Here is a 21842-nt window from a genome sequence, read left to right on the forward strand (position 1 = left end):
ACGTATCGTATATGCTCTCTTGGGGACCGCTTTTTTTATACCCCTACACCTTTATGTGATGGAAGTTTTTTTTGCCGCAGCATGCATTCTGGCCGTTCTCTATTGTCTTCGCTACGGTGTGCCGCAGCACAGGGACATGCCTCTTATGGTGCCGGCGGCGCTCTTTGCCGCTGCGGCTCTTGTTTCCCTGGCCGGTTCGCCGCGGGCACTCTTCGGCGCGGCTTTTTATATGTTTACGGTGTATCAATATATTCTCCTATATATAGGCATCATTCTCTTCGTACGCGGTGAAAGGGAACGCCGTCTTTTTGTGTGCGTTATCATGGCGGGTGCCGCCGTCGTTGCCTTCTACGGCCTGTATCAGTATGTACACATGCTGACTCTGCAGGAATCGGAATGGGTTGATTCGTCTGCCTTTCCCTTATTGCAGCGGCGCATGTATTCCACCTTGTACAATCCCAATCTTTTATCGGCTTACTTGCTGACAGTCATGGGCGTGACCGCCTCCGTTTCGTTGTGGGTGCGTAAAAAAGTGTACAAAGCGGCAGGCCTCGGTTTCTTTTGTCTCCTCGCCTTATGCCTTTTGCTTACATATTCCCGCGGCGCCTGGATCAGTGCGGCCGTCATGGCCTTCATCCTGGGACTTATTTGGGACCGGCGCATATGGGTTGTCTTTTTGGCAATTCCTGCAGTTCTTCTCTTCTATCATGGCGGTATTGCGGATCGGTTCATCTCCATTTTCGGCCACCGCGAGGCGGATACGTCCGTCGCCATGCGGCTCGATATGTGGAGCGATACCGTCGAAATGTGGCTGGATCACCCTTTTTTCGGCATCGGCTGGGGTGCCTTCAAGTTTGCTTACCCCGCTTATAATGAATTGATTCAAAAAGCGGGTATTACTATTTTTCATTGCCATAATTTATTTTTAAACATACTCACCGAGACGGGGTTAGCCGGATTTATTACGTTTTTCACCTTCTTTTTCGGACACTTTCATTACGGCCGGTTACAACTCCTGAAGGCTTGCAAGGAATCTTTTTCTTACATGCTCGCGGCGGCCGTCATATGTGTTGTCGCCGCTATTTCCGTGAGCGGACTCAGTGATGATGATTTATTCAGTACCCAAGTGTCTATGATTTTTTGGCTCATAAGTGCGCTCTTTTGTAACGATTATGCCGAAAATGCGCAGGGAAGGGAAAATGGTTTGCGAAATTATTCACATTAATATATAATAATCCTAGATTATTGCATAGGTCCCTTTAAGGACTTGGATTTATTATATAGGCGCGTCGTCCGTCCGGGAGGAAATTGGAAATGAGACAGAGAAAAGTAATATCCGATGCGGTCATTGAACGTTTGCCGCTGTATTATAGAGATCTCTTACTGTTGCAGGACGCAGGTATTGACATCATTTCTTCCGAAAAACTGGGAGAACGGCTGGGTATTACGCCGGAACAGATTCGCAAGGATTTGACCTGCTTCGGCGCATTCGGCAAAAAAGGTGTAGGCTATTACGTCAATGAACTGAGTCAGCAAATCGTTGAAATCATCGGTCTGCAGCAACACTGGAAGGTCGGGATTGCCGGCATCGGCCACTTAGGCTGGGCCCTCGCCAATTATAAGACTTTCGGCCGGCTCGGCTTCCGCACGACGGGACTTTTCGACGTAGATCACCGCATTATCGGTCAAAGCGTCGGCGGTATCATCGTTACGCCCATATCGGAAATGGAAGAAACCATTCGGCAGACGGAGATTCAAATCGGCATCATTACGACTCCCGCTTCCGTAGCGCAACAGGTTGCCGATCAGATGGTGGCCGGCGGCGTACGCGGCATCTTGTCCTTTGCGCCCATTCGTCTTAACCTGCCGTCGCATATATTCGTATTTCGCGAAGATCTGTCTATCGGTTTGAGTCGTATTTCTTACTACTTGACGAATAAGTCGGAAACGGCAGCCGTAACGGAATAATATTTCATCCTGTAAAAAAGAGACGCTCCCTTGCTTCTGCAAGAGAGCGTTTTTGCCGTACATTTATAGGGCTTCACTCAGCTCATTCAAGTGATGGTAAAGCTTCATGTTTTCACTGTAGTCGACGGGGCAGTCGATAACAACCGGTTTTTCCTGTTTAAATGCTTTTTCCAGCGTAGGCGAAAGGTCTTCGGCCTTTGTGATGCGATAGCCGACAGCGCCCATACTTTCTGCAAGTTTGACGAAGTCCGGGTTTGTAAAGTCCACATAAGCCGGATGGCCGTACTGCATTTGTTGTTTCCACTTAATGAGGCCGTAGCTTCGGTCGTTGAAGATGAGCGTAACGAATCGGGAGCCCAAGCGGTGGGCCGTTTCGAATTCCTGGCAGTTCATCATAAAGCCCGCATCGCCCGTAATGGCGAGAACCTTGCAGTCCGGGTGCACGAGATTGGCCGCAATGGCGCCGGGAACGGAAAGGCCCATCGTGGCAAAGCCGTTGGAAATAATACACGTATTGGGCTTATAGCAGTTATAGTGGCGCGCCGTCCAGACCTTGTTTGCGCCTACGTCCGTAATGACAATATCATCTTCACCCATGACTTCCCGCGCGTCGATAAGGACTTTCTGCGGTTTCATGGGGAAGGCCGTGTCGTTACGGTACTGTTCGTGTTCGGCTACCATTTTATTGCGAATATCGAGGGCGGAGGTCGGTTCCAAGAGGCGTGCGGCCTTATTCATGATGCGGTCGAGAGAGTCCGTAATGTCACCGACCACCTCGATTTCAGGTTGATAGGTCTTGTTGATGTCTGCCGGCATCGTGTCGATATGGATGATGTCGGCATTGCCGTGGTGCCAGTTATTGGGCGCATATTCAATAATATCATAGCCCACACAGATGACGAGACTGGCTTCTTCCAATACCTTTGTCTGGTAATCGTCCATGGGAATGCCCACGGTCCAGAGAGAATAGGGATTGTTAAAGGGAATGGCGCCCTTTGCCATCATCGTGTTGATGACGGGGAGTTTTAATTTTTCCGCAAAGGCTGTCAACTTTTCTGCGGACTTGCTGCGAATGACGCCGTTTCCGGCAAGAATAACCGGATTACGGGCATATGAAATAAGTTCGGCAGCCGCATCGACGGCAGGTTCCAAGGCTTTTTCCGGCTTAATGCACTTGTGCCGCAAGGGCCGATCTTTGTCACCTACAGGCATAAGGCCGATATTGACGGGCAGATCGATAAAAGTAGCGCCCGGCTTTTCCCGTTCGGCATATTTAAAGGCAAGTCGCGTAATTTCGGCAATCGTATCGGGACGAACGACCGTGTAAGCGCGGCGCGTAATGGGTTCGAACATGGCGCGCAGATCCAAGTATTGGTGTGCCGTAATATGCATCTTATCCGTGCTGACCTGGCCCGTAATGGCAACGAGAGGCGCCCCGTCGCTGTCCGCATCGGCGACGCCCGTAATCAGGTTGGTCGCACCCGGGCCGAGGGTTGCCATGCAGACGCCGGCCTGTCCCGTCAGCCTGCCGTAAATATCGGCCATAAAGGCGGCACCCTGTTCATGGCGCACGGTAATGAATTTAATTTTTGAGTGTTCCAGTGCATTCATGACGGCCAAATTTTCTTCGCCGGGAATGCCGAATATATAATGAACGCCTTCTTCTTCCAAACATTCAACCAATAAATCCGCCGTATTGCGCTGCTCTTTTCTCTCCGTCATTACAAAAACTCCTTTATGATGGTGTAACAATGTGAAAAAAGCCGACCTCTGAAGGCGGCCTTTTGTAACTGTATCAGTGCCGTACTCGTTGGAGTACGAGCTCAGCCATATGAGCCCGGCCCTTTATGACATCGTTGCCGTTGGCAATGGACTGGGGGTAGAAGTTCTGTTTGAATTTTTTCTTGCCTACTTTGGAGACCAGTTCTTTCAGCTGAATCGTCTGGTCGTCCACATTGTATACGTATGTGCACTGATCCGTCGATTCGCCGAAGGTTTCCGTCGTTTCGAAGGTGAGAACGGTCATGCCGTTTTCCGTGGTCACTTTTGCGGAACTCATGTTAATGGCAATATTTTGATTATACTGCCAAATGTTGTCCTTTGCAGCGCAGACGGAGACGGCCATAGCCAATGCCAAGCCTAAGGAAAGAAGAATTTTTTTTGTTTTCACGTGAGAACACCGCCTTCATTTTATATAGTATATGGATTAGTATAGCACGAACGGGGAAACGGGGCTACCAAATAACCTTGCCGAGGACGTGGTCAAGCGGGACGGGGCCGATAAAACGGCTGTCCGTGCTGTGGTTGCGATTATCACCCATACAGAAGACATAGCCTTCGGGCACGATGACCTCGCCTTGGCGGCTGTAATCCATTTCGCCCTTATTGATGTACGGTTCGTCAAGGGCTTCGCCGTTGCGCCAAACCTTGCCGTCATGAAAGGCCAGCCTGTCGCCGCTCTTGCCGATGACTCGCTTAACCCAGACATTTTTCGTCTGCAGCTTCGAATCGAAAAAGGCCAGGTAGTTGTGCAGCGGTTCGACGGCGTCATCCAGCCAGGTGCGGTCGTAGAGGACGCGGCTGTCGATGATGACGATATCGCCGTAGTTCGGCTCATTGCGGAAGATGTGGTCCCATTTTTCAACGACCAGGTACTCGCCGTTGTGCAGTGTCGGTACCATCGATTCGCCGGACACGCGCGTCGGCTGCAGAAAGAAAATATGGATGACCATAGCAATGGCCAGGGCGATGACAATAGAGTAAAGCCATTCGTAGATTTCCCGTATAATTGCGTTCAAAATATTACCTCCTTGCGTACGTTCCCATTGTATCAAAGGCCCTTTCCAATGTAAATACGGTGTCTTGATTATGTAGGCAAGGAGGCGAGAAAGTCTTTTATGTCCGATTCGCCCAGAACCGTAAGGCCCGCGCTTTGCAGCATTTCGGCAGTTACGCCGCGTCCTTTGACGAGGGTGCGCGTAAAAGTACCGTCGTAAATCTCTTTCATGCCGCAGGACGGCGATTTTTCTTTTAAAACAGCGCAGGCGCAGTTATAGGCCAGCGCAAGGCGCAGGGCTTCGGCGGCACCGCGACGGTACGCGGCCGTCACATCCATGCCGTCCCCGGTCACGACCTTGTCGTCCCGTCGCTCCGCCGGCGGGCGAGGCGTACAGAGGCCGCCGGCTTCTTCGGGACAGACGGGGATAAGGCGGATGTCCGACCTTTTTTGCAGAGCCGTAACGGCAGTATAGGTTTTCGATCTGCCGTCATAGCGACAGGCTTTGCCGAGGAGGCAGGCGCTGATCAGGATATTCATAAATGCGGCTCCTTCAAGAGTTTAAAAATAAACCCGTTCCGTTTTATCAAAAATTTGCGGGCTCCGACGTTGTATGCCCGTCGCCATAATGATATCATACTAGAGTATGGACGGGTTAGGGGGAAGTATATATGTTTAAACATATCCTGTTTGATTTGGACGGGACGCTGACGGAGTCACACGAAGGGATTGTAAAATCCATTGCCTACGCTTTGAAAAAGGAAGGCGAATCGACGGACGGGCGCCTGAACAAGGAAATCGTCATCGGGCCGCCGCTCATGGTCACCTTTACGAAAACCTACGGCTTTCCCGAGAAAAAAGCGCGCCGATTATATGACTATTTTCAGGAGCGGTACGGTACAATCGGTCTTTTTGAAAATAAACCGTATCCGGGTATCGGGGAACTCCTGCAATTCTTGCGGCAACGGGGCAGAAATTTATATATCGCCACGTCGAAGCCGCAGGTTCACGCCCTTTCTATTTGCGACAGATTCGGCTTTTTGCCGTATTTAACGGAAATATGCGGTGCCGAAACGGGCGGTTCCGAAGACAAGGCCCGCATTATCGGGAATGTTCTCAATAAAATCGGTGATTATAAAAAGGCTGAAGTCGTCATGACGGGCGACAGGAAGTTTGATGTCCTGGGGGCGCGCAAAAACGGCATTGCCGTCATTAACGTCGGCTTCGGTTACGGCAGTGAAGCGGAGCGCCGTGAGTACGTGCCCGATTATTACGCGCCCACAGTGGACGCATTGCAGCATATATTGCTGGGAGAAAAGGAGGAAAATTAATGACATATAAAGAAGGTTGGCAGGCGGGAACAGTGCATCACGGATTCCGTATACATTCCGTCGAGTTTATTGATGAAGTACAAAGCACGGCTTACGAAATGACGCACGAAAAGTCCGGTGCCGGCGTGTTTTATTTGGCAAATGACGACAATAACAAGGTTTTTTCCGTATCTTTTCGTACAACTCCGACGGACAACACGGGTGTGCCCCATATTTGTGAGCACTCCGTCTTATGCGGCTCGCGGAAATTTCCGCTGAAAGAACCCTTTGTGGAACTCGTAAAAGGATCACTTAATACGTTTCTTAACGCCATGACTTTTCCCGATAAGACCATGTATCCCGTTGCCAGCTGCAACGCCGTCGACTTCAGGAATCTCATGGATGTGTATTTGGATGCCGTTTTTTTTCCTAATTTCCTCAAAGATCCGCAAATACTGCAGCAGGAAGGCTGGCATTATGAGCTGGACTCTCCCGACGGCCCCCTTACGTACAGCGGTGTCGTCTACAACGAAATGAAAGGCGTCTTCTCGTCGCCCGACTCACAATTGGACAGACATGTCATGCGGCATCTCTTCCCGGATACGACGTACGGCGTCGAATCGGGCGGCTATCCCGACGACATTCCCAAGCTTACGCAGAAAGATTTCGTGGCCTTTCATAAGCGCTTTTACCATCCGTCGAACAGCTATATTTTCCTCTACGGCGATCTTGATATAGATGACACGCTCGCCTTTATGGACCGCGAATACTTGGGCACCTTTACGGCCATTGACGCACAGACGGCCGTCCCGCGTCAGGCTTATCCGGGCCGTACGGTCAGGACCTACCCGTACGGCGTGGCATCGGGCGAAAAGACGGCCCGAAAGACGATGCATTCCTTGACTTACGTCATGGATGATGCCTTGGATCCCGTGCTGGGTCTTGCCGTCAAGGTTTTGACGTACGTCTTTCTTCAGTCCTCTGCGGCACCGCTTAAAAAAGCTTTTATCGATGCCGGCTTGGGCAAGGAAATTTCCGGCGATTTTCAGGACGGTATTTTGCAGCCTCTGTGGGGTATCAGCGTAGGCGGTTCGGAACCGGAGGCACAGAAAAAAATTCTGCCGCTCGTACAGGAGTTTTTTGGCCGCGTCGTAAAGGAGGGCATCGACAAAACACTTCTTACGGGCGCTCTCAACCGCTTGGAATTTCTCCTTCGCGAAGCGGACTTTGCCGGCCGCCCGAAGGGGCTTATTTACGGTATTCGCTGTATGGATACATGGCTCTACGGCAGACGGCCGGCTGAAGCGCTTCGCTACGAGGATGCGCTCAAAACTCTTCGTGCCGGCATCGGAACGAATTATTATGAAACAGTTATTGAAAAATATATTCTCAACAATCCCTATTACGCTCTCATCTCCCTCGTGCCCGAGCCGGGCTTGACGGAAAAGCGCGAAGAAGATTTGGCGAAAAGCCTTGCCGCCTATAAGGAAACGTTGTCGCCCGAACAGTGCAGGCATATTATGGAAGCTGCGGCGGCCCTGAAAAAAAGACAGGAAACGCCCGACTCGGAAGAAGCATTGGCGACGATTCCCTCCTTGTCGCGCGACGACTTGGAAAAAGCGGTACAAGACGCCGTTGCCGTCGTTCATACGGGCGGTGACGTCCCCTTGTGTCATGTTGAAGCGGCGACGAACGGTATCATCTATGTGAACGCCTACTTCGACCTGCGCGGTTTTACGCAGGAAGAGCTTCCCTACGTGTACCTTTTGAGCGACGTTCTCGGCGACTTGGATACACAAAGCCGCACTTACGGCGAATTGGCAACTCTTGCGGACCTTCATACGGGCGGTATCTCCTACACCGTCGGCTCACAGGCCCTCATGAACGATCCGGCGGAGTATATACCGTACTTCCGCATCAGGGCGAAGGCTCTTACGCGTAATACACATAAGCTCATCGCCTTGCTGCAGGAGATTACGGGCCGGACGGTTTTCACCGGCGGTTCCCGCCTGGCCGAGCTCATAGAAGAAGATAAAACCGGCTGGGATGCCGATGCCTTTCGCAACGGACAGACACTCGTTACGAAGCGTCTTCTCTCGTATGTATCGCAAGGAGCGGCTTTTGCCGATGCAGGTGAGCTGTCGTATTATCGTTTTATTGCGGAACTCGCTGCCGTTATCCGCGAAACTTCGGTCCAAGCGGGCGATAAGCTGGCGAAGGTTATGAAAAAACTCTTCGTCCGCGCCCGCATGACTGTCGCCGTAACGGGCGGCGATGCGGAACAAGAAGCTCTCGCAGCGGCTTTGCCGCAGTGGCTCGAAGCCATGCCCGTCGGCGAAGCGGGCGGCGAGAACGTTCACTTTGAACTTACGCGTAAGAATGAGGGCATCATGACGAGCGGCAAGGTGCAGTACGTCGCCAAGGGCGGCAACTTCCGCAAACACGGCTACGACTATACGGGTTCCATGGCCGTATTGACGACGATTCTGCAATACGAGTACTTGTGGATTAAGGTGCGCGTTCAAGGCGGCGCATACGGCGCTCATACGCGTTTTTCCCACACGGGGGATATGGTCTTCTGCTCCTACCGCGATCCGAATTTGGCCGATACGATACGCATATACGACGATTTGCCGGAATACCTGGAAAATTTCAACGTTTCCGACAGGGAAATGACGAAGTACATTATCGGCACGCTAAGCCGGATTGATATCCCCTTTACGCCGCAGTCGCGCACGGCGACGGCCATGGCCAATTACTTCGGTAAAAGCACGACGGCGGACAAACAGAAGCGGCGCGATCAGCTGCTGGCGACGACGGCTGCGGATATTCGCGCCTTGGCACCTCTCGTGAAAGCCGTTATGGATGACAATAACCTTTGCGTTATGGGCAGCGAAACGAAGATAAAAGAAGCGGCCGGACTTTTTTCGGCAGTCGTTTCCCTGCCTGATTAGAGGGCATTATGCGTTGTCGTTTTGCGCCGAGTCCTACGGGATACATGCATTTGGGCAATGTCTGGACGGCCCTTCTCTGTTGGCTGCAGGCGAGGCGGGGCGGCGGTACGCTGGTTCTGCGTATTGAAGATATTGATGAGGGGCGGTCGAAAAAAGAATATACGCGTGCCATCATGGAAGATCTGACGTTTCTCGGCCTCGACCGGGATGAAGGACCCGATGCGGGCGGGCCGTACGGGCCGTATCGGCAGCAGGAACGGTATAATCTGTATGAGGCGGCCATTGAACGGTTAAAGCGGCTGAATCTCGTCTATCCCTGTTATTGCAGCCGTGCCAGAATTATGGCCGTCAGCGGCGCGCCTCATGAAGGAGAGCTGAGTGTATACGACGGCCGTTGTTACGGCCTGACCGAGACGGAGCGGCGGCGACAGCGAAAAAAGCCTTCTCTCAGGCTGCATGTGCCGGAGCGAAGCATCTCCTTTACGGACGGTTTATACGGTCTCCGGGAAGAGTACTTGCCCACGAAGTGCGGTGACTTTGTCATTCGCCGCGCCGACGGCATGTATGCCTATCAGCTGGCCGTCACCGTCGATGACGGCGCCATGGGAATTACTCATGTCCTGCGCGGCAGAGATCTCCTCGGTTCAACGGGACGGCAGATTCTTTTGTCGTCTTATCTCGGTTATCAAACGCCGGAATACACGCATGTACCTCTTCTCGTCGACTGTGCGGGGCACCGTCTCTCCAAGCGTCAACACGGTATTACGGTGCGTGAACTGCGGGCCGAAGGTATTACGGGGCGACAAATTCTTTCGTATCTTGCCTATAAGGGCGGCCTCGTTCATGAGGCATGCCTCTATGATCCGGACCGGTTGGTGCAACAGTTTGATATCCGCAATATCGGTGTGAAAGATATTGTCATAGACGCCGACCCCATAGAGGCCATTAAATATTTCGGACACTGAAAAAAAGAAGTATGGCAGAAAAAGCCATGCTTCTTTTTTTGTGTTTTCACAGGTAAAAAGAAAAAATTTTTCTTCCTGAATGAAAACCATATATAGTATGTAAAATTAAAAAACAGAAAAAAATATACTATATTTGTAAAAATAAATACGGAAGAGCTACCATGAATCGCATGGTTATCGGAAAAATCGGGAAAATTTTTTCTATTTTTGTTGTCATAAAGTGTTTGATTGTGGTAGAATGTGGTGAAAAGTGAAACTAAAATGTGAAAGGAGGCCGAGAGTCCGATGTTTATGGGAGAATACGCGCACACAGTCGACGCGAAAGGCCGGGTCATTATGCCGGCAAAATTTCGGGAAGAATTGGGCGCAACCTTTGTCGTTACACGCGGACTCGAAGGCTGCCTTTCCGTTTATACACAAGAAGCGTGGGCACAATTTGCGGAAAGCGTGAAAAAATTGCAGGCTTCCAAAGAAAATGTGCGCGCTTTTAAACGGTTTCTCTTCGGCAGCGCTGCCGAACTGGAATTTGATAAGCAGGGACGCATTCTGATTCCTGCGACACTGCGTGATTATGGAAAACTCATAAAAGATGTTGTCGTTCTCGGCACGGGAGACAAAATAGAAATTTGGAGTAAAGAAGCCTATGAAGTCTATGCCGCTAAAACGGTACCCGCTATGGAAGCGATAGCTGAAAGTCTGGACAGTATCGGCGATCTGGATTTTTAGGAGGGACCATGGCATTTCATCATCTTTCCGTACTCCGCAATGAAACTGTCCGTGCTCTCGTCGGTGATGTGGCCGGCATCTATGTGGACTGTACCTTAGGCGGCGGCGGCCACAGCTTTGCCTTGGCGGAGCTTCTTGCACCGGAAGCAATCATTATCGGCCTCGATCAGGACGGCGATGCCGTTGCGGCGGCAAGCGAGCGCATGAAAAATGTACCTTGTAGGTTTATTCCCGTGCGGCGCAATTTCCGTTACTTGGGAGAAACCTTGGATGAGCTGGGAATAGACCGTGCAGACGGCATCATGTTTGATTTGGGAGTATCCAGCTATCAGCTTGACACGCCGGAGCGGGGGTTTTCTTATCAGCACGACGGGCCCCTCGACATGAGGATGGACACAAACGGGCGCAAGAACGCCTGCGATGTGGTCAACACGTATAGTGAGGCCGACTTATACCGTATTATTAAGGACTACGGTGAAGAACGGTGGGCCGGGCGAATTGCGAATTTCATCGTGACGGCGCGGCAAGAGGCTCCTATTTCCCGGACGGAAGAACTGGTACGGATTATAAAAAAAGCCGTGCCTGCAGGGGCCAGGAAAGACGGCCCTCATCCGGCAAAGCGGACCTTTCAGGCCATTCGCATCGAAGTGAATGAAGAACTGGCCATTTTGAAAGAAGCCATTGGAACTGCGGCGGAGCGATTGAAGCCGGGCGGCCGCATAGCCGTCATTACCTTCCATTCCTTGGAAGACCGCATTGCCAAGCAGACCTTAAAGCGCTTGGCGGCGAATTGTATTTGTCCGCCCGATATGCCCGTTTGTACGTGCGGACACAGGGCGGTGCTGAAAGTAAGCGGGAAAGCCGTTTTCCCGTCGGCAGACGAACTGACGGCCAATCCGCGGGCGCGAAGCGCAAAATTACGTATAGGTACGCGTATATAAGGTAATGTAATTATCCCTAATTGTTGAAGAAATGGATGTGTTGGCATTATGTTGGCAAGAAAAGCGGGTTATATAGGATATGAAGGCAGCCGCAGTGTCGCCGTACCTGCCGGCAGGGAGCGACAAAAGTTTAATCAGCTCGTTTTCAAGACCCTGTTTGCCGTCTTCTTAATTGCTTTTTTCCTTATCGTCTACGTTGCTCTGTCGGCGGCGCGAACCGATTACGGCTATTCGCTCATGCAGGAAAAACGGCAGGTCCAGCAATTACAACGGGATAACGAAATATTACGTGTCGAAATAGCCAAGCTCGAATCGCCGGAGCGCATTTACAAGACGGCGACGGAAGAGTTGGGCATGGTAGTACCGACGAAGGTTTTATACAAACGACATGCCGGCTCAACACAATCATAAGGACGAAACGGGCAGCCTTTTTATAAGGCTGCTATTGTTGTTTGCCGAACGGTCGTCGAACGGGAGGGACAGAGAAAGTGAAAACAGTCAGAGAACTTTGTAAGGAAATTAAAGGCAGTTACAATATAGAAGGCAATGCCTCTTCAGTAATATGCGGCATCTCCGCCGATTCCCGAAAAATCGAAAAAGGGTACCTCTTCGTCTGCATTGCGGGCTTTCACGTAGACGGAGCTTCCTTTGCGGGGCAGGCTGTCGAAAAGGGTGCCGTTGCCGTCTTGACGACGAAACACCTGGATTTGCCGCAGCAGATTACGCAGATCACGGTAGCCGATATTCACGCGGCCTTGGAAGACATGGTTCCTTTTTTCTACGGCTATCCCGGCAAAGCCATGCGTATGATCGGTGTTACAGGTACGAACGGCAAGACGACGACGTCTCATATTATCGCCCACATCCTTCGTGCTGCAGGTTATCACGTCGGTGTCATCGGTACGATACACGCTCTTATTGATGATGAAGAATTGGAAATTCATAATACGACGCCGGACGTCGTGGAACTGCAGGAATTACTGGCCCTTATGCAGAAAAAGGGCATGGATTACGTCGTCATGGAGGTATCCAGCCATGCCCTGACCTTGAATCGCGTGGCCGGCATTGAGTACGATACGGCGGTCTTTACGAACTTGACGCAGGATCACCTGGATTTTCATAAGAGCTTTGAAAATTACGTAGCTGCAAAAGCACGGCTCTTCTCGGGTCTTACGGCGGAAGATCCGGTCAAAGAAAACAAGACGGCCGTTATCAACATTGATGATCCTCATGCGGCGGAAATTATGAAGGCTACGCGCTGCAAGGTGCTTACATACGGAGTGGAAAAGAAAGCGGAGCTGTACGGCACCGACTTGCATGTCGGCTTAAAGAGTTCTTCCTTCCGGATTGCGGGACCCTTCGGCAAACTGGCCCTGCATATGCGCATTACGGGACTTTTCAACGTTTACAATACTCTCGCCGCCGTCGGTGCCGCTTATGCCGAAGGCATTGCGACGGATGTCATCGACAAGGCCATTCAGACCTTTCACTCCGTGCCGGGCCGCTTTGAGCCCGTCGAAGGAGGTCAGGATTTTGCCGTCGTTGTCGATTACGCTCACACACCGGACAGTCTGGAAAAAGCCCTGACCACAGCGCGTGCCATGAAGCCGAACCGCCTCATTGCCGTCTTCGGCTGCGGCGGTGACAGAGATCGGACGAAGCGTCCCGTTATGGGCCGAATCGGCGCCGAATTTGCGGACATTCCTATTGTTACGTCCGACAATCCCCGCTCGGAGGATCCGGAGTTTATCGTGTCCGAAGTGGAAGCCGGCGTAAAAGCGGGTCTGAAAGAAGGACAACATTACGAAGTTATCGTCGATCGCCGTGCCGCCATTACGCGTGCCGTTGAAATGGCGTCCGACGGCGATCTCGTTCTTATTGCCGGAAAAGGACATGAAACGTATCAAATATTGAAAGACGGTACCGTACACTTTGATGATCGGGAAGTTGCCCTCGAAGCGGTGCGGCAGGTGCAGATAAAGGGGAGATAGACATGGCCGCGTTTACGGAAGCGGAAATTATCCAGGCTACAGGCGCAAAAGTACTGCGGCAGGGAAGAAACGATATGGTCTATACGGGTATTGAGACGGATACGCGTACTATCGGTGAAGACGCGGTCTTTGTCGCCTTGCGCGGTGAAAAATTTGACGGTCATGATTTCGTCGAACAGGCTGTCAGCAGCGGTGCCGCCGCAGTCATCGTCGAAGACGGCAAGCGCTTCTATGTCGACGGTGACTACGCGATTTTTGTTGTTGCCGACACGTTAAAAGCGTATCAGGACCTGGCCCGGTTTCACCGGCGCCGTTTTATGCTTCCCGTAGTCGCCGTGACGGGATCGGCCGGAAAGACATCGACCCGATCCCTCATTGCGACAGTGCTCGGACAGAAGTATAATGTGTTGCAGACGGAAAAAAATTTTAACAACGAAATAGGCTTGCCCCGGACCCTTCTTCAACTCACGAAAGAGCACGGCGTGTGCGTCGTCGAGATGGGCATGCGCGGCCGCGGCCAGATTAAGGAACTGGCGGACATTGCCGAACCGACCGTAGGTGTCGTTACCAATGTGGGCAAGAGTCATATTGAGCTCTTGGGCTCACAGGCGAATATTGCCAAGGCGAAGGCGGAGCTCGTCGAAGCCCTGGACAGCGAAGGTACGGCCGTCCTCAATCAGGACGACAAACGCGCCGCCGCCATGGCCGGGCAGTGCCGAGGCAAGGTCGTCGGCTACGGTATAGAAAATGATGCACCCGTCATGGCGGGCAATATTAAAAACGATGAAAAAGGATTGACCTTTACGTGCCGATGCTTTGATCAAATCATGGACGTGCACATGCCCGTCATCGGTGTACACAACGTATACAATGCCTTGGCGGCCGTCGCCGTAGGCAGACTCCTCGGCCTGAGCGAGCACCAAATGCAGCGGGGACTTGCCGAGTATCACGGCGTGCCCATGCGGCAGGAACTGGTGCATACGGACAGCGTGACCTTTATTAATGATGCGTACAACGCCAATCCGGCGTCCATGACGGAAGCCGTCAATATGCTCGTTACCCTGGCCGGCGGTCGGACCGTGGCGGTTCTCGGCGGTATGCTTGAGCTCGGCGACTGGATGCGGGAAGAGCATGAAAAAATAGGCGTGCTTCTGGCAAAAAAAGGTGTAAACGTGCTCATTACCTTGGGCGACGAAGCTCTTTATATCGCCAAAGCCGCAAAGGAAGCGGGTCTGATGAACATCTACAGCGTTACGACCCACGCCGAAGCGGCGGACATCCTGCACAACATCATGAAGCCGGGCGATACGGTTCTCTTAAAAGGTTCACGCAGTTTTGCCATGGAAAAAATTCTGCCCTATTTTGAAAGGAAGGAATAGGAATGTTTAATACGCTTATAATGGGTTTTGTTGTCAGCCTCGCCGCAGGCATTATCTTAGGCCCTGTCGTCATAAAAAAACTGAAAGCGTTTCATGCACGTCAGGAAGAACGGGAAGAAGGGCCGGAAAGCCATAAGTATAAGGCCGGCACGCCTACTATGGGCGGTATTCTAATTCTTTTTTCTCTTCTCGTATCGTGCGTCGCCTTTAACGGCGCGGATACGGCCAAGTGGGCGGCTCTTTTTCTTACGCTTGGCAATGGGGTCATCGGTTTTTTGGATGATTCCATTAAGACCGTAAAGAAACGTAACCTCGGCCTGAAAGCTAAGCAAAAACTCTTCGGACAGGCTCTTGTGTCCGTCGTCTTTTGCCTTATTTTAAAATATGTCGTTGAATTGTCGACGACCTTGTGGGTGCCTTTTACGGCGCTTAATATCGACCTGGGATTCTTTTATTATATTTTCGTCTTCTTTGTCTTCGTCGGCGCGACGAACGCCGTAAATTTGACGGACGGTCTGGACGGTCTGGCTGCTGGCTCCTGCGCCATTACGGCCGTTGCCTATGTTGTCATTGCCGTCGCCTTGGGATACGGCGGCATGGCCTTCTTCAGTGCCTCCTTGGCAGGCGCCTGCCTGGGATTTCTCTTTTATAATCAACACCCGGCCAAGATGTTTATGGGCGATACGGGATCTCTTGCTTTAGGCGGCGCCTTGGCGGCAATTGCAGTCCTGACAAAAACGGAGCTCCTCCTCGTCCTGGCAGGCGGTTTGTATGTCATTGAAGCGTTGTCGGTCATTCTGCAGGTCATTTCCTTTAAGACGCGGGGCGTGCGCATCTTTAAGATGAGTCCCATTCATCATCATTTTGAATTGTCCGGCTGGAGTGAAGTGAAGGTCGTTACGGTCTTCTGGGTATTCTCCGCTCTAACGGCCATTTTTTCTATTATTATCGTTTTGGCGGATAAATAATATCTAAAGCAGGTGTGCATATGAGTATAAGCGACTTTACGGGTAAGCGAATCGTCGTCCTGGGCGCCGGCATCAGCGGCAGGGCGGCGGCGGCAGTGCTGAAGCGGCACGGCGCGACAGTCGTGCTCAACGACAATAAAGACCGTGACATAAGCGCGGAACCGTGGATTTCCCTGCAAAATCAGGGAATAGATCTCGTTTTCGGTCACCAGGACAATAAAATTTTGGACGGCGCTCATATTGTCGTACCGTCTCCGGGTATTTCGTCAGAAATTCCGGTCATGCAGGAAGCCGCCCGCCGCGGTATATCTGTATGGAGTGAAGTGGAAGTGGCCTGCCGTGTGACGAATGCGGATATCATCGGTATTACGGGTACGAACGGCAAGACGACGACGACAACCCTTGTCGGCGAAATCATGAAAGAAACGGGGCGGCAGACCGTCGTCGGCGGCAATATCGGCCTCGGTCTCTCCGAAGAAGCGGCAGATCTGCCGCGTACGGCCGTCGTCGTGGCGGAGCTCTCCAGCTTTCAATTGGAATTTACCAGTTCTTTGAAAGCCAAGGCCGCCGTTATCCTTAATATTACGCCGGATCACCTGGACCGACATCATACGATGGAAGCGTACTGCGCGGCGAAAAAACGTATCTTTCTCAACCAGGAGGATACGGATTACGCCGTTCTGAACTTCGATGATCCCTTAGTGCGGCCTATGGGGCGGGAATTGACGGGTACGGTTCTCTATATTTCCGTTCACGAAGAAGTACCGGCCGGTGCCTTTGCCAAAGACGGGAACCTCTATATCCGCCTGCACGGTGAAGAGCTTTGCCTCTGCGCCGAAAAAGACCTGCACCTTTTCGGCAAACACAATATACAAAACTGCCTGGCTGCAGCTTTGTTGACGTACGCCGTAGGCGCGCCCGTCGAAACGATACGGAAAGTATTGAAAGAATTTCGCGGTGTTGAACACCGTTTGGAATGGGTACGGGACGTAAAGGGCGTAGCTTATTATAATGATTCGAAAGGGACAAATACGGACGCGTCCGAGAGGGCTCTGGAAGCATTTACGGACGGGCATTTGATTCTCATTGCCGGCGGTCATGACAAGATGACGTCTCTTGACGGCTTTATGAAGCTTGTCAAAGAAAAAGTCGATACACTCATCCTCTTGGGCGAGGCGGCGGAGCGCTTTGAAACGGAAGCGCGCAAGGCCGGCGTAGAAGATATTCGCCGCGTCGGCTTTTCCATGGAAGAGGCCGTAAAACTGGCTCATGAAATAGCGGCGCCGCCGCAGACGGTACTCCTGTCGCCGGCCTGCTCGAGTTACGACATGTACAATCACTTTGAAGAACGGGGCGACGATTTCAAGCATATTGTTGCATCCCTTTAAATGCTGTTAAACGAATACCCGGAGGAGGAAGAAGCCGCATGCGCCGCGTGATTATATCCGGAGGCGGAACGGGCGGACATATATACCCGGCCGTTACCATTGCCGAAGCCATTAAAGCGACGGAACCGACTGAAATCTTATATATAGGCTCCAAACAAGGTCTGGAAAATACGCTCATACCCAAGCTGGGCTATGAGTTTATGACCTTGGATGTGCGCGGCTTGGAGCGGAAACTGTCCGTTCACAATATAGTCACCTTGTGCAAGACTGCAGGCAGCCTTTTCGGGGCGGAACGGATTATTCGCAAATTCAAACCTCATGTGGTCATCGGCACGGGCGGTTTCGTCTGCGGACCTGTCCTGCTGGCGGCAAGCCTCAGCGGCATACCGACGCTTATTCAGGAGCAGAACGTCATTCCCGGCGTGACCAACATGGTTTTGGCGCGTTTTGTCAACCGAATCGCCTTGGGCTATGAAGAGGCGGAAAAACGGTTTAAACAAAAGAATAAACTCGTCGTTACGGGCAATCCCGTGCGCAAGGATATTTTAACGGTCAGCCGCAAGGACGGTCTCGCCTTCCTCGGTTTTGACCCGGATAAGTTTACTCTCGTCGCCGCCGGCGGCAGCCGCGGTGCGCGAAGTATCAATACGGCCATGATTCCCGTACATGAACACTTTAAGGATGCCGGGGATATCCAAATTCTTCACATTACGGGCGATCATGAATATGACAGAGTGACAAAGCTGCTTGACGGCGTGAGCGGGCAGGGATTCTACGGCAAGGGCAGCCGCATCATTCCCTATTCGCACCATATGCCGGAAGTATTGGCTGCGGCGGACCTCGTTGTCTACCGGGCCGGCGCCGTCGGGTTGGCGGAACTCGCCGCCCGGGGCTTGCCGTCCATTCTCATTCCGTATCCGTATGCGGCGGAAGACCATCAGCGGTATAATGCGCAGGCCTTTGTCATGAGCGGGGCGGCACGGATGATATTGGATAAACTCTTGACCGGGCAGGACTTATTGGAAGAGATCATTCATTTAAAAGAAGAGCGTCTTCTTTTACAAAAAATGGCGACTGCGGCCTTATCCATCGGACGAAGCGACGCGGCGCAGGTAATCGCGAATATGGCGCTCGAACTGGCGGCAAAAAGCAAATACGCAAAACGATGAAGCGAGGGATAAACATGGTTGACTTGGATAAGGTGAAACGCATTCATTTTATCGGCATTGCCGGTGTGGGCATGCGCGCCATTGCCAATATATTTATTGATAAAGGTTATGTCGTTTCCGGCTCGGATGTCAAGTCCTCGCCGGCGACGGAACGGCTCCGCGAAAAGGGGGCCCGCATTTGTATCGGCCACAGTCCGGAGAATTTGGAAAAAGCCGAAGTGGTTGTCATTTCATCGGCCATTCGTGAGACGAATGAAGAACTGGCGGCTGCACGGCGGCAAAATATTCCGGTTATCCATCGTTCCGACGCCCTCGTCCACATTATGAGTTGGGGTAAGGCTATTGCCGTTGCAGGTGCACACGGCAAAACGACGACGTCGTCCATGCTCGGTCAGGTTTTCCTGGAAAGCGGCACGGATCCGACCATCGTTATCGGCGGTGAAGTGGATTACCTGCACAGCAACTCCGTCCTCGGTCATGGCGAATACGTCATTGCCGAAGCGGATGAAAGTGACGGTTCCTTCCTCAAGGAAAAGCCGCATATTGCGGTGGTCACCAATATTGACGCCGACCACATGGATCACTTTGGCACGATTGAAAATGTCGTCAACGCTTTCAAAGAATTTATTTATCGTCTCGACGAAAAAGACGGTCTCGCCGTTCTGTGTGCGGATAACGATAAAATACGCAATCTTCTGCCGGAGCTGGAACGGTTCCACGTAACCTACGGCATCAAGTCGGAAGCGGATTATAAAGCAAAGAATATCGGCTACCACGAAGGTAAGCTGATATTCGACGTATATTATCACGGTGCTTTTCTCGGCGCCGTCGAGCTTTGCGTGCCGGGCAATCATAATGTGCTGAACGCTTTGGCGACGGTGGCGACGGCCCGTTACTGCGGCATCGACTTTGAGAACATTGCCAAATCGCTTTCACGCTTCCACGGCGCTAAGCGGCGCTTTCAGACGAAAGGACACGTGCGGGGCATTTGGGTGGTCGACGACTATGCGCATCACCCGACAGAAATAAACGCGACCTTGGCGGCTGCCCGCAGCATGGGTACACACCGCGTCGTCTGCCTCTTTCAGCCGCATCGCTATACGCGTACGCAGCTTTTGGCGGACGAATTCAGCAAGGCTTTTACGAGTGCGGATAAACTGATTTTAACGGATATATACAGTGCCGGTGAAGATCCTATCGACGGTGTGGGCGGCACCTTCCTGACGGATAAGGTGAAAGCCGCTACAGGTCAGGACGCGGAATACATCGCAACCAAGGCGGAGCTTTTGAACTATTTGAAGAAGTACGCACAGCCCCGAGATCTCATTATTACCATGGGCGCCGGCGATATTTATAAGGTGGGCGAAGAGTTTGTGGCCCAAGAGGAGTCCGAGCAAGATGACGCACATGAAAGATAAAAAAATTGCCGTAGTCGTCGGCGGTCCGTCGACAGAAGCGGATGTATCGCGCCGTACGGGAAAGGCCATCGCCGCGGCTCTTATGAGCAGGGGGTATAAGGCGGAACTGGTAGAGCTTGTGCCGGAACAATTGGCGCAGACCTTGCAGGCAGGATGTTTTGAAATCGTCTTTAATGCGCTGCACGGTAAGTACGGTGAAGACGGCGTGCTTCAGGGCATGTGCGAAATGATGAATATCCCTTATACGGGACCGGGCGTCATGGCCAGTGCCGTCGGCATGAATAAGGTCGTCAGTAAAGCAGCCTTTTGCGGTGCCGATATTTCGACGGCCCCCTTCGCCTATTATTTTGCGGAACAGGGGATCGACGGCATAGCCGCTCAGATTAAAGAGCACTTTTCCCTGCCTGTCGTCATCAAGTCGGCGGCGCAGGGGTCAAGCATCGGTACGGTTATCGTGCGGGCGGAGGAAGAGATAAAACCCGCTCTGGAAGAAGCTTTTCGCTACGGCAAGTCGATTATAGCGGAACAATTTCTCGCCGGCCGCGAGTTTACAGTCGCCCTTATGGACGACGTCGTCTTTCCGGTTATTGAAATCATCTCGAAGACAGGCAAATACGACTATTATTCCAAGTATACGCCGGGTGTGTCGGAACACATTTGCCCGGCTCACATTGAGCCGGAACTGACAAAAGAATTGCAAGACTTGTCGACGGCCGCATTTCGCCTCTTTCACTGCAAAGGCGTGGCGCGTGTCGATCTGATGACGGACAGTAAGGGAAAACCGTATGTGCTTGAAATCAACACGGTTCCCGGCATGACCGAAACAAGCCTCGTGCCCGACGCGTCCCGCGCTATGGGTATTTCTTTTGAAGAACTTTGCGAACGTATTTTGGCGGAAGCGTCAACAGGGAAGTTCTGAGGAAAAAATCACTGAAGGATTTACAGATGGAACATAGACATTACGACGGCGACAGGCCGGGGCCTCATGACGACGGCTTTTATGATCCCCCTTATGAACGGTTCGTGCCGCCTGCAGAGGAAAGCGCCCGTTACAGTCCGGATATGGATATTGATGAGGTGCGGACGGAGACGCAGGAACGCATTGCGCGGCGCCGTAAGAAACAATTGAAAAAAGAGCGGGCCCTCAGGCGGCGTAAGCGGCGGCTGCAAATTATCGGAGCCGTTGCGGGTATGGTCATCATATGGCTGCTTTTGCGGTTTTTGCCGGTCCCCTTCGGTTCCATCGTCATTGACGGCAACGGTACCATGCCCGATGAAGACGTTCTGCGCGTAGCCGGCGTACCGGATTATGTCAACGTCGTACAGCTCTCGACATCGGCCATGCGCGAACGGCTGACACGAGATTTGCGCGTCGGCGAAGTGACAATAGAACGACAGTTTCCGGCGACGATTCACATCTTTATCAAAGAACGGCAGGCCGTTGCCGTCGTCATGACACTGTACGGCTTTGCCTACATAGACGATACGGGTACGGTTATTTCCGTTGAACCGCAGATAAAGGGCGTCGTCGTGCCCATTATTACAGGGAAAAAAATGGACACTCTTTTGTTGGGCGATACGCTGAATGACGAGACCATGAAAAATGCCCTGGCTTATTTGCATGAATTGCCGCCGCAATCGGCAGCGCAAATTGCGGAAATAAACGTAGGCAGCAAGTCGGAAATCATCGCTTACACGACAAACGGCATTTCCATTCACCTCGGCGCCGGCGACAGAGCCGAAGAACGGGCCGCCGTGACGGAAGAACTCCTGAGTGAAGTGGAAGCGGATCAGCTGGCCGTTCAATATATAGACGCCGATCCGGATTCGCCGCTCATTAAAGGGAAGTAGCGAATAACGCTCCGTTATCGACAAACCTGTATTTTTAG

At 52.1% G+C, this 21842-nt stretch carries 20 protein-coding genes; 16 read left to right on the top strand and 4 right to left on the bottom strand.

Annotated elements, in window-relative coordinates; all coding sequences use genetic code 11:
• Positions 1 to 58: 58 nt before the first annotated feature.
• Positions 59 to 1225 carry an O-antigen ligase family protein gene (locus BQ2674_RS01820; protein WP_235828848.1) on the top strand — a complete coding sequence of 389 codons (1167 nt, stop codon included), beginning with the start codon at positions 59 to 61 and terminating at the stop codon, positions 1223 to 1225.
• Positions 1226 to 1314: 89 nt separating this feature from the next.
• Positions 1315 to 1968 carry a redox-sensing transcriptional repressor Rex gene (locus BQ2674_RS01825; RefSeq protein ID WP_075572166.1) on the top strand — a complete coding sequence of 218 codons (654 nt, stop codon included), beginning with the start codon at positions 1315 to 1317 and terminating at the stop codon, positions 1966 to 1968.
• A 63-nt stretch (positions 1969 to 2031) separates the two neighbouring features.
• Here BQ2674_RS01825 and BQ2674_RS01830 read toward each other — a convergent pair whose 3' ends face one another.
• The 4 genes from BQ2674_RS01830 to BQ2674_RS01845 all read right to left on the bottom strand — a co-directional run bounded on the left by BQ2674_RS01830 (position 2032) and on the right by BQ2674_RS01845 (position 5284).
• Positions 2032 to 3690: an acetolactate synthase large subunit gene (locus BQ2674_RS01830; protein WP_075572167.1), complete on the bottom strand. Its 1659-nt coding sequence runs from the start codon at positions 3688 to 3690 to the stop codon at positions 2032 to 2034.
• A gap of 73 nt (positions 3691 to 3763) precedes the next feature.
• A complete protein-coding gene (locus tag BQ2674_RS01835; RefSeq protein ID WP_075572168.1) occupies positions 3764 to 4138 on the bottom strand; it encodes a hypothetical protein in 375 nt (124 codons plus the stop codon).
• Between the two features lie 64 nt (positions 4139 to 4202).
• On the bottom strand, positions 4203 to 4769 hold the full coding sequence (gene lepB, locus BQ2674_RS01840; RefSeq protein ID WP_187364823.1) for a signal peptidase I: 567 nt from the start codon (positions 4767 to 4769) through the stop codon (positions 4203 to 4205).
• Between the two features lie 65 nt (positions 4770 to 4834).
• Positions 4835 to 5284, bottom strand: a complete 450-nt coding sequence (locus BQ2674_RS01845; RefSeq protein WP_075572170.1) for a DUF523 domain-containing protein — start codon at positions 5282 to 5284, stop codon at positions 4835 to 4837.
• 131 nt (positions 5285 to 5415) lie between these two features.
• Here BQ2674_RS01845 and BQ2674_RS01850 point away from each other — a divergent pair, with 131 nt between their 5' ends.
• The 14 genes from BQ2674_RS01850 to BQ2674_RS01915 all read left to right on the top strand — a co-directional run bounded on the left by BQ2674_RS01850 (position 5416) and on the right by BQ2674_RS01915 (position 21804).
• Entirely contained in the window at positions 5416 to 6075 is a 660-nt protein-coding gene (locus BQ2674_RS01850; RefSeq protein WP_075572171.1) for an HAD hydrolase-like protein, read from the top strand.
• Positions 6075 to 9008 carry an insulinase family protein gene (locus BQ2674_RS01855; protein WP_075572172.1) on the top strand — a complete coding sequence of 978 codons (2934 nt, stop codon included), beginning with the start codon at positions 6075 to 6077 and terminating at the stop codon, positions 9006 to 9008. Before BQ2674_RS01850 ends, BQ2674_RS01855 begins: the two co-directional genes overlap by 1 nt.
• 8 nt (positions 9009 to 9016) lie before the next feature.
• Complete coding sequence (gene gluQRS / locus BQ2674_RS01860; protein WP_075572173.1) at positions 9017 to 9973, top strand: tRNA glutamyl-Q(34) synthetase GluQRS; 957 nt, start codon at positions 9017 to 9019, stop codon at positions 9971 to 9973.
• 285 nt (positions 9974 to 10258) lie between these two features.
• Positions 10259 to 10699: a division/cell wall cluster transcriptional repressor MraZ gene (gene mraZ, locus BQ2674_RS01865; RefSeq protein WP_075572174.1), complete on the top strand. Its 441-nt coding sequence runs from the start codon at positions 10259 to 10261 to the stop codon at positions 10697 to 10699.
• Positions 10700 to 10707: 8 nt separating this feature from the next.
• Positions 10708 to 11640: a 16S rRNA (cytosine(1402)-N(4))-methyltransferase RsmH gene (rsmH, locus tag BQ2674_RS01870; RefSeq protein ID WP_075572175.1), complete on the top strand. Its 933-nt coding sequence runs from the start codon at positions 10708 to 10710 to the stop codon at positions 11638 to 11640.
• A gap of 48 nt (positions 11641 to 11688) precedes the next feature.
• Positions 11689 to 12051, top strand: a complete 363-nt coding sequence (locus BQ2674_RS01875; protein ID WP_075572176.1) for an FtsB/FtsL family cell division protein — start codon at positions 11689 to 11691, stop codon at positions 12049 to 12051.
• A 77-nt stretch (positions 12052 to 12128) separates the two neighbouring features.
• On the top strand, positions 12129 to 13631 hold the full coding sequence (locus tag BQ2674_RS01880) for a UDP-N-acetylmuramoyl-L-alanyl-D-glutamate--2,6-diaminopimelate ligase (protein ID WP_075572177.1): 1503 nt from the start codon (positions 12129 to 12131) through the stop codon (positions 13629 to 13631).
• A gap of 2 nt (positions 13632 to 13633) precedes the next feature.
• Positions 13634 to 15010 carry a UDP-N-acetylmuramoyl-tripeptide--D-alanyl-D-alanine ligase gene (locus BQ2674_RS01885; RefSeq protein WP_075572178.1) on the top strand — a complete coding sequence of 459 codons (1377 nt, stop codon included), beginning with the start codon at positions 13634 to 13636 and terminating at the stop codon, positions 15008 to 15010.
• A gap of 2 nt (positions 15011 to 15012) precedes the next feature.
• Complete coding sequence (gene mraY / locus BQ2674_RS01890; RefSeq protein WP_075572179.1) at positions 15013 to 15978, top strand: phospho-N-acetylmuramoyl-pentapeptide-transferase; 966 nt, start codon at positions 15013 to 15015, stop codon at positions 15976 to 15978.
• Between the two features lie 20 nt (positions 15979 to 15998).
• Complete coding sequence (gene murD / locus BQ2674_RS01895; protein ID WP_075572180.1) at positions 15999 to 17366, top strand: UDP-N-acetylmuramoyl-L-alanine--D-glutamate ligase; 1368 nt, start codon at positions 15999 to 16001, stop codon at positions 17364 to 17366.
• Positions 17367 to 17404: 38 nt separating this feature from the next.
• On the top strand, positions 17405 to 18535 hold the full coding sequence (gene murG, locus BQ2674_RS01900; protein ID WP_075572181.1) for an undecaprenyldiphospho-muramoylpentapeptide beta-N-acetylglucosaminyltransferase: 1131 nt from the start codon (positions 17405 to 17407) through the stop codon (positions 18533 to 18535).
• Positions 18536 to 18549: 14 nt separating this feature from the next.
• The gene (gene murC, locus BQ2674_RS01905) at positions 18550 to 19953 is read left to right on the top strand and encodes a UDP-N-acetylmuramate--L-alanine ligase (protein ID WP_075572182.1); all 1404 of its coding nucleotides are present in this window, start codon (positions 18550 to 18552) and stop codon (positions 19951 to 19953) included.
• Positions 19934 to 20872, top strand: a complete 939-nt coding sequence (locus tag BQ2674_RS01910; RefSeq protein WP_075572183.1) for a D-alanine--D-alanine ligase — start codon at positions 19934 to 19936, stop codon at positions 20870 to 20872. The genes murC and BQ2674_RS01910 overlap by 20 nt, the downstream gene beginning before the upstream one ends.
• A 26-nt stretch (positions 20873 to 20898) precedes the next feature.
• Positions 20899 to 21804, top strand: coding sequence for a cell division protein FtsQ/DivIB (locus BQ2674_RS01915; protein ID WP_075572184.1), 906 nt, complete (start codon positions 20899 to 20901; stop codon positions 21802 to 21804).
• Positions 21805 to 21842: the final 38 nt, after the last annotated feature.

Origin of the sequence: Megasphaera coli (assembly GCF_900095855.1) — a bacterium.
Lineage (GTDB): Bacteria > Bacillota > Negativicutes > Veillonellales > Megasphaeraceae > Megasphaera > Megasphaera massiliensis_A.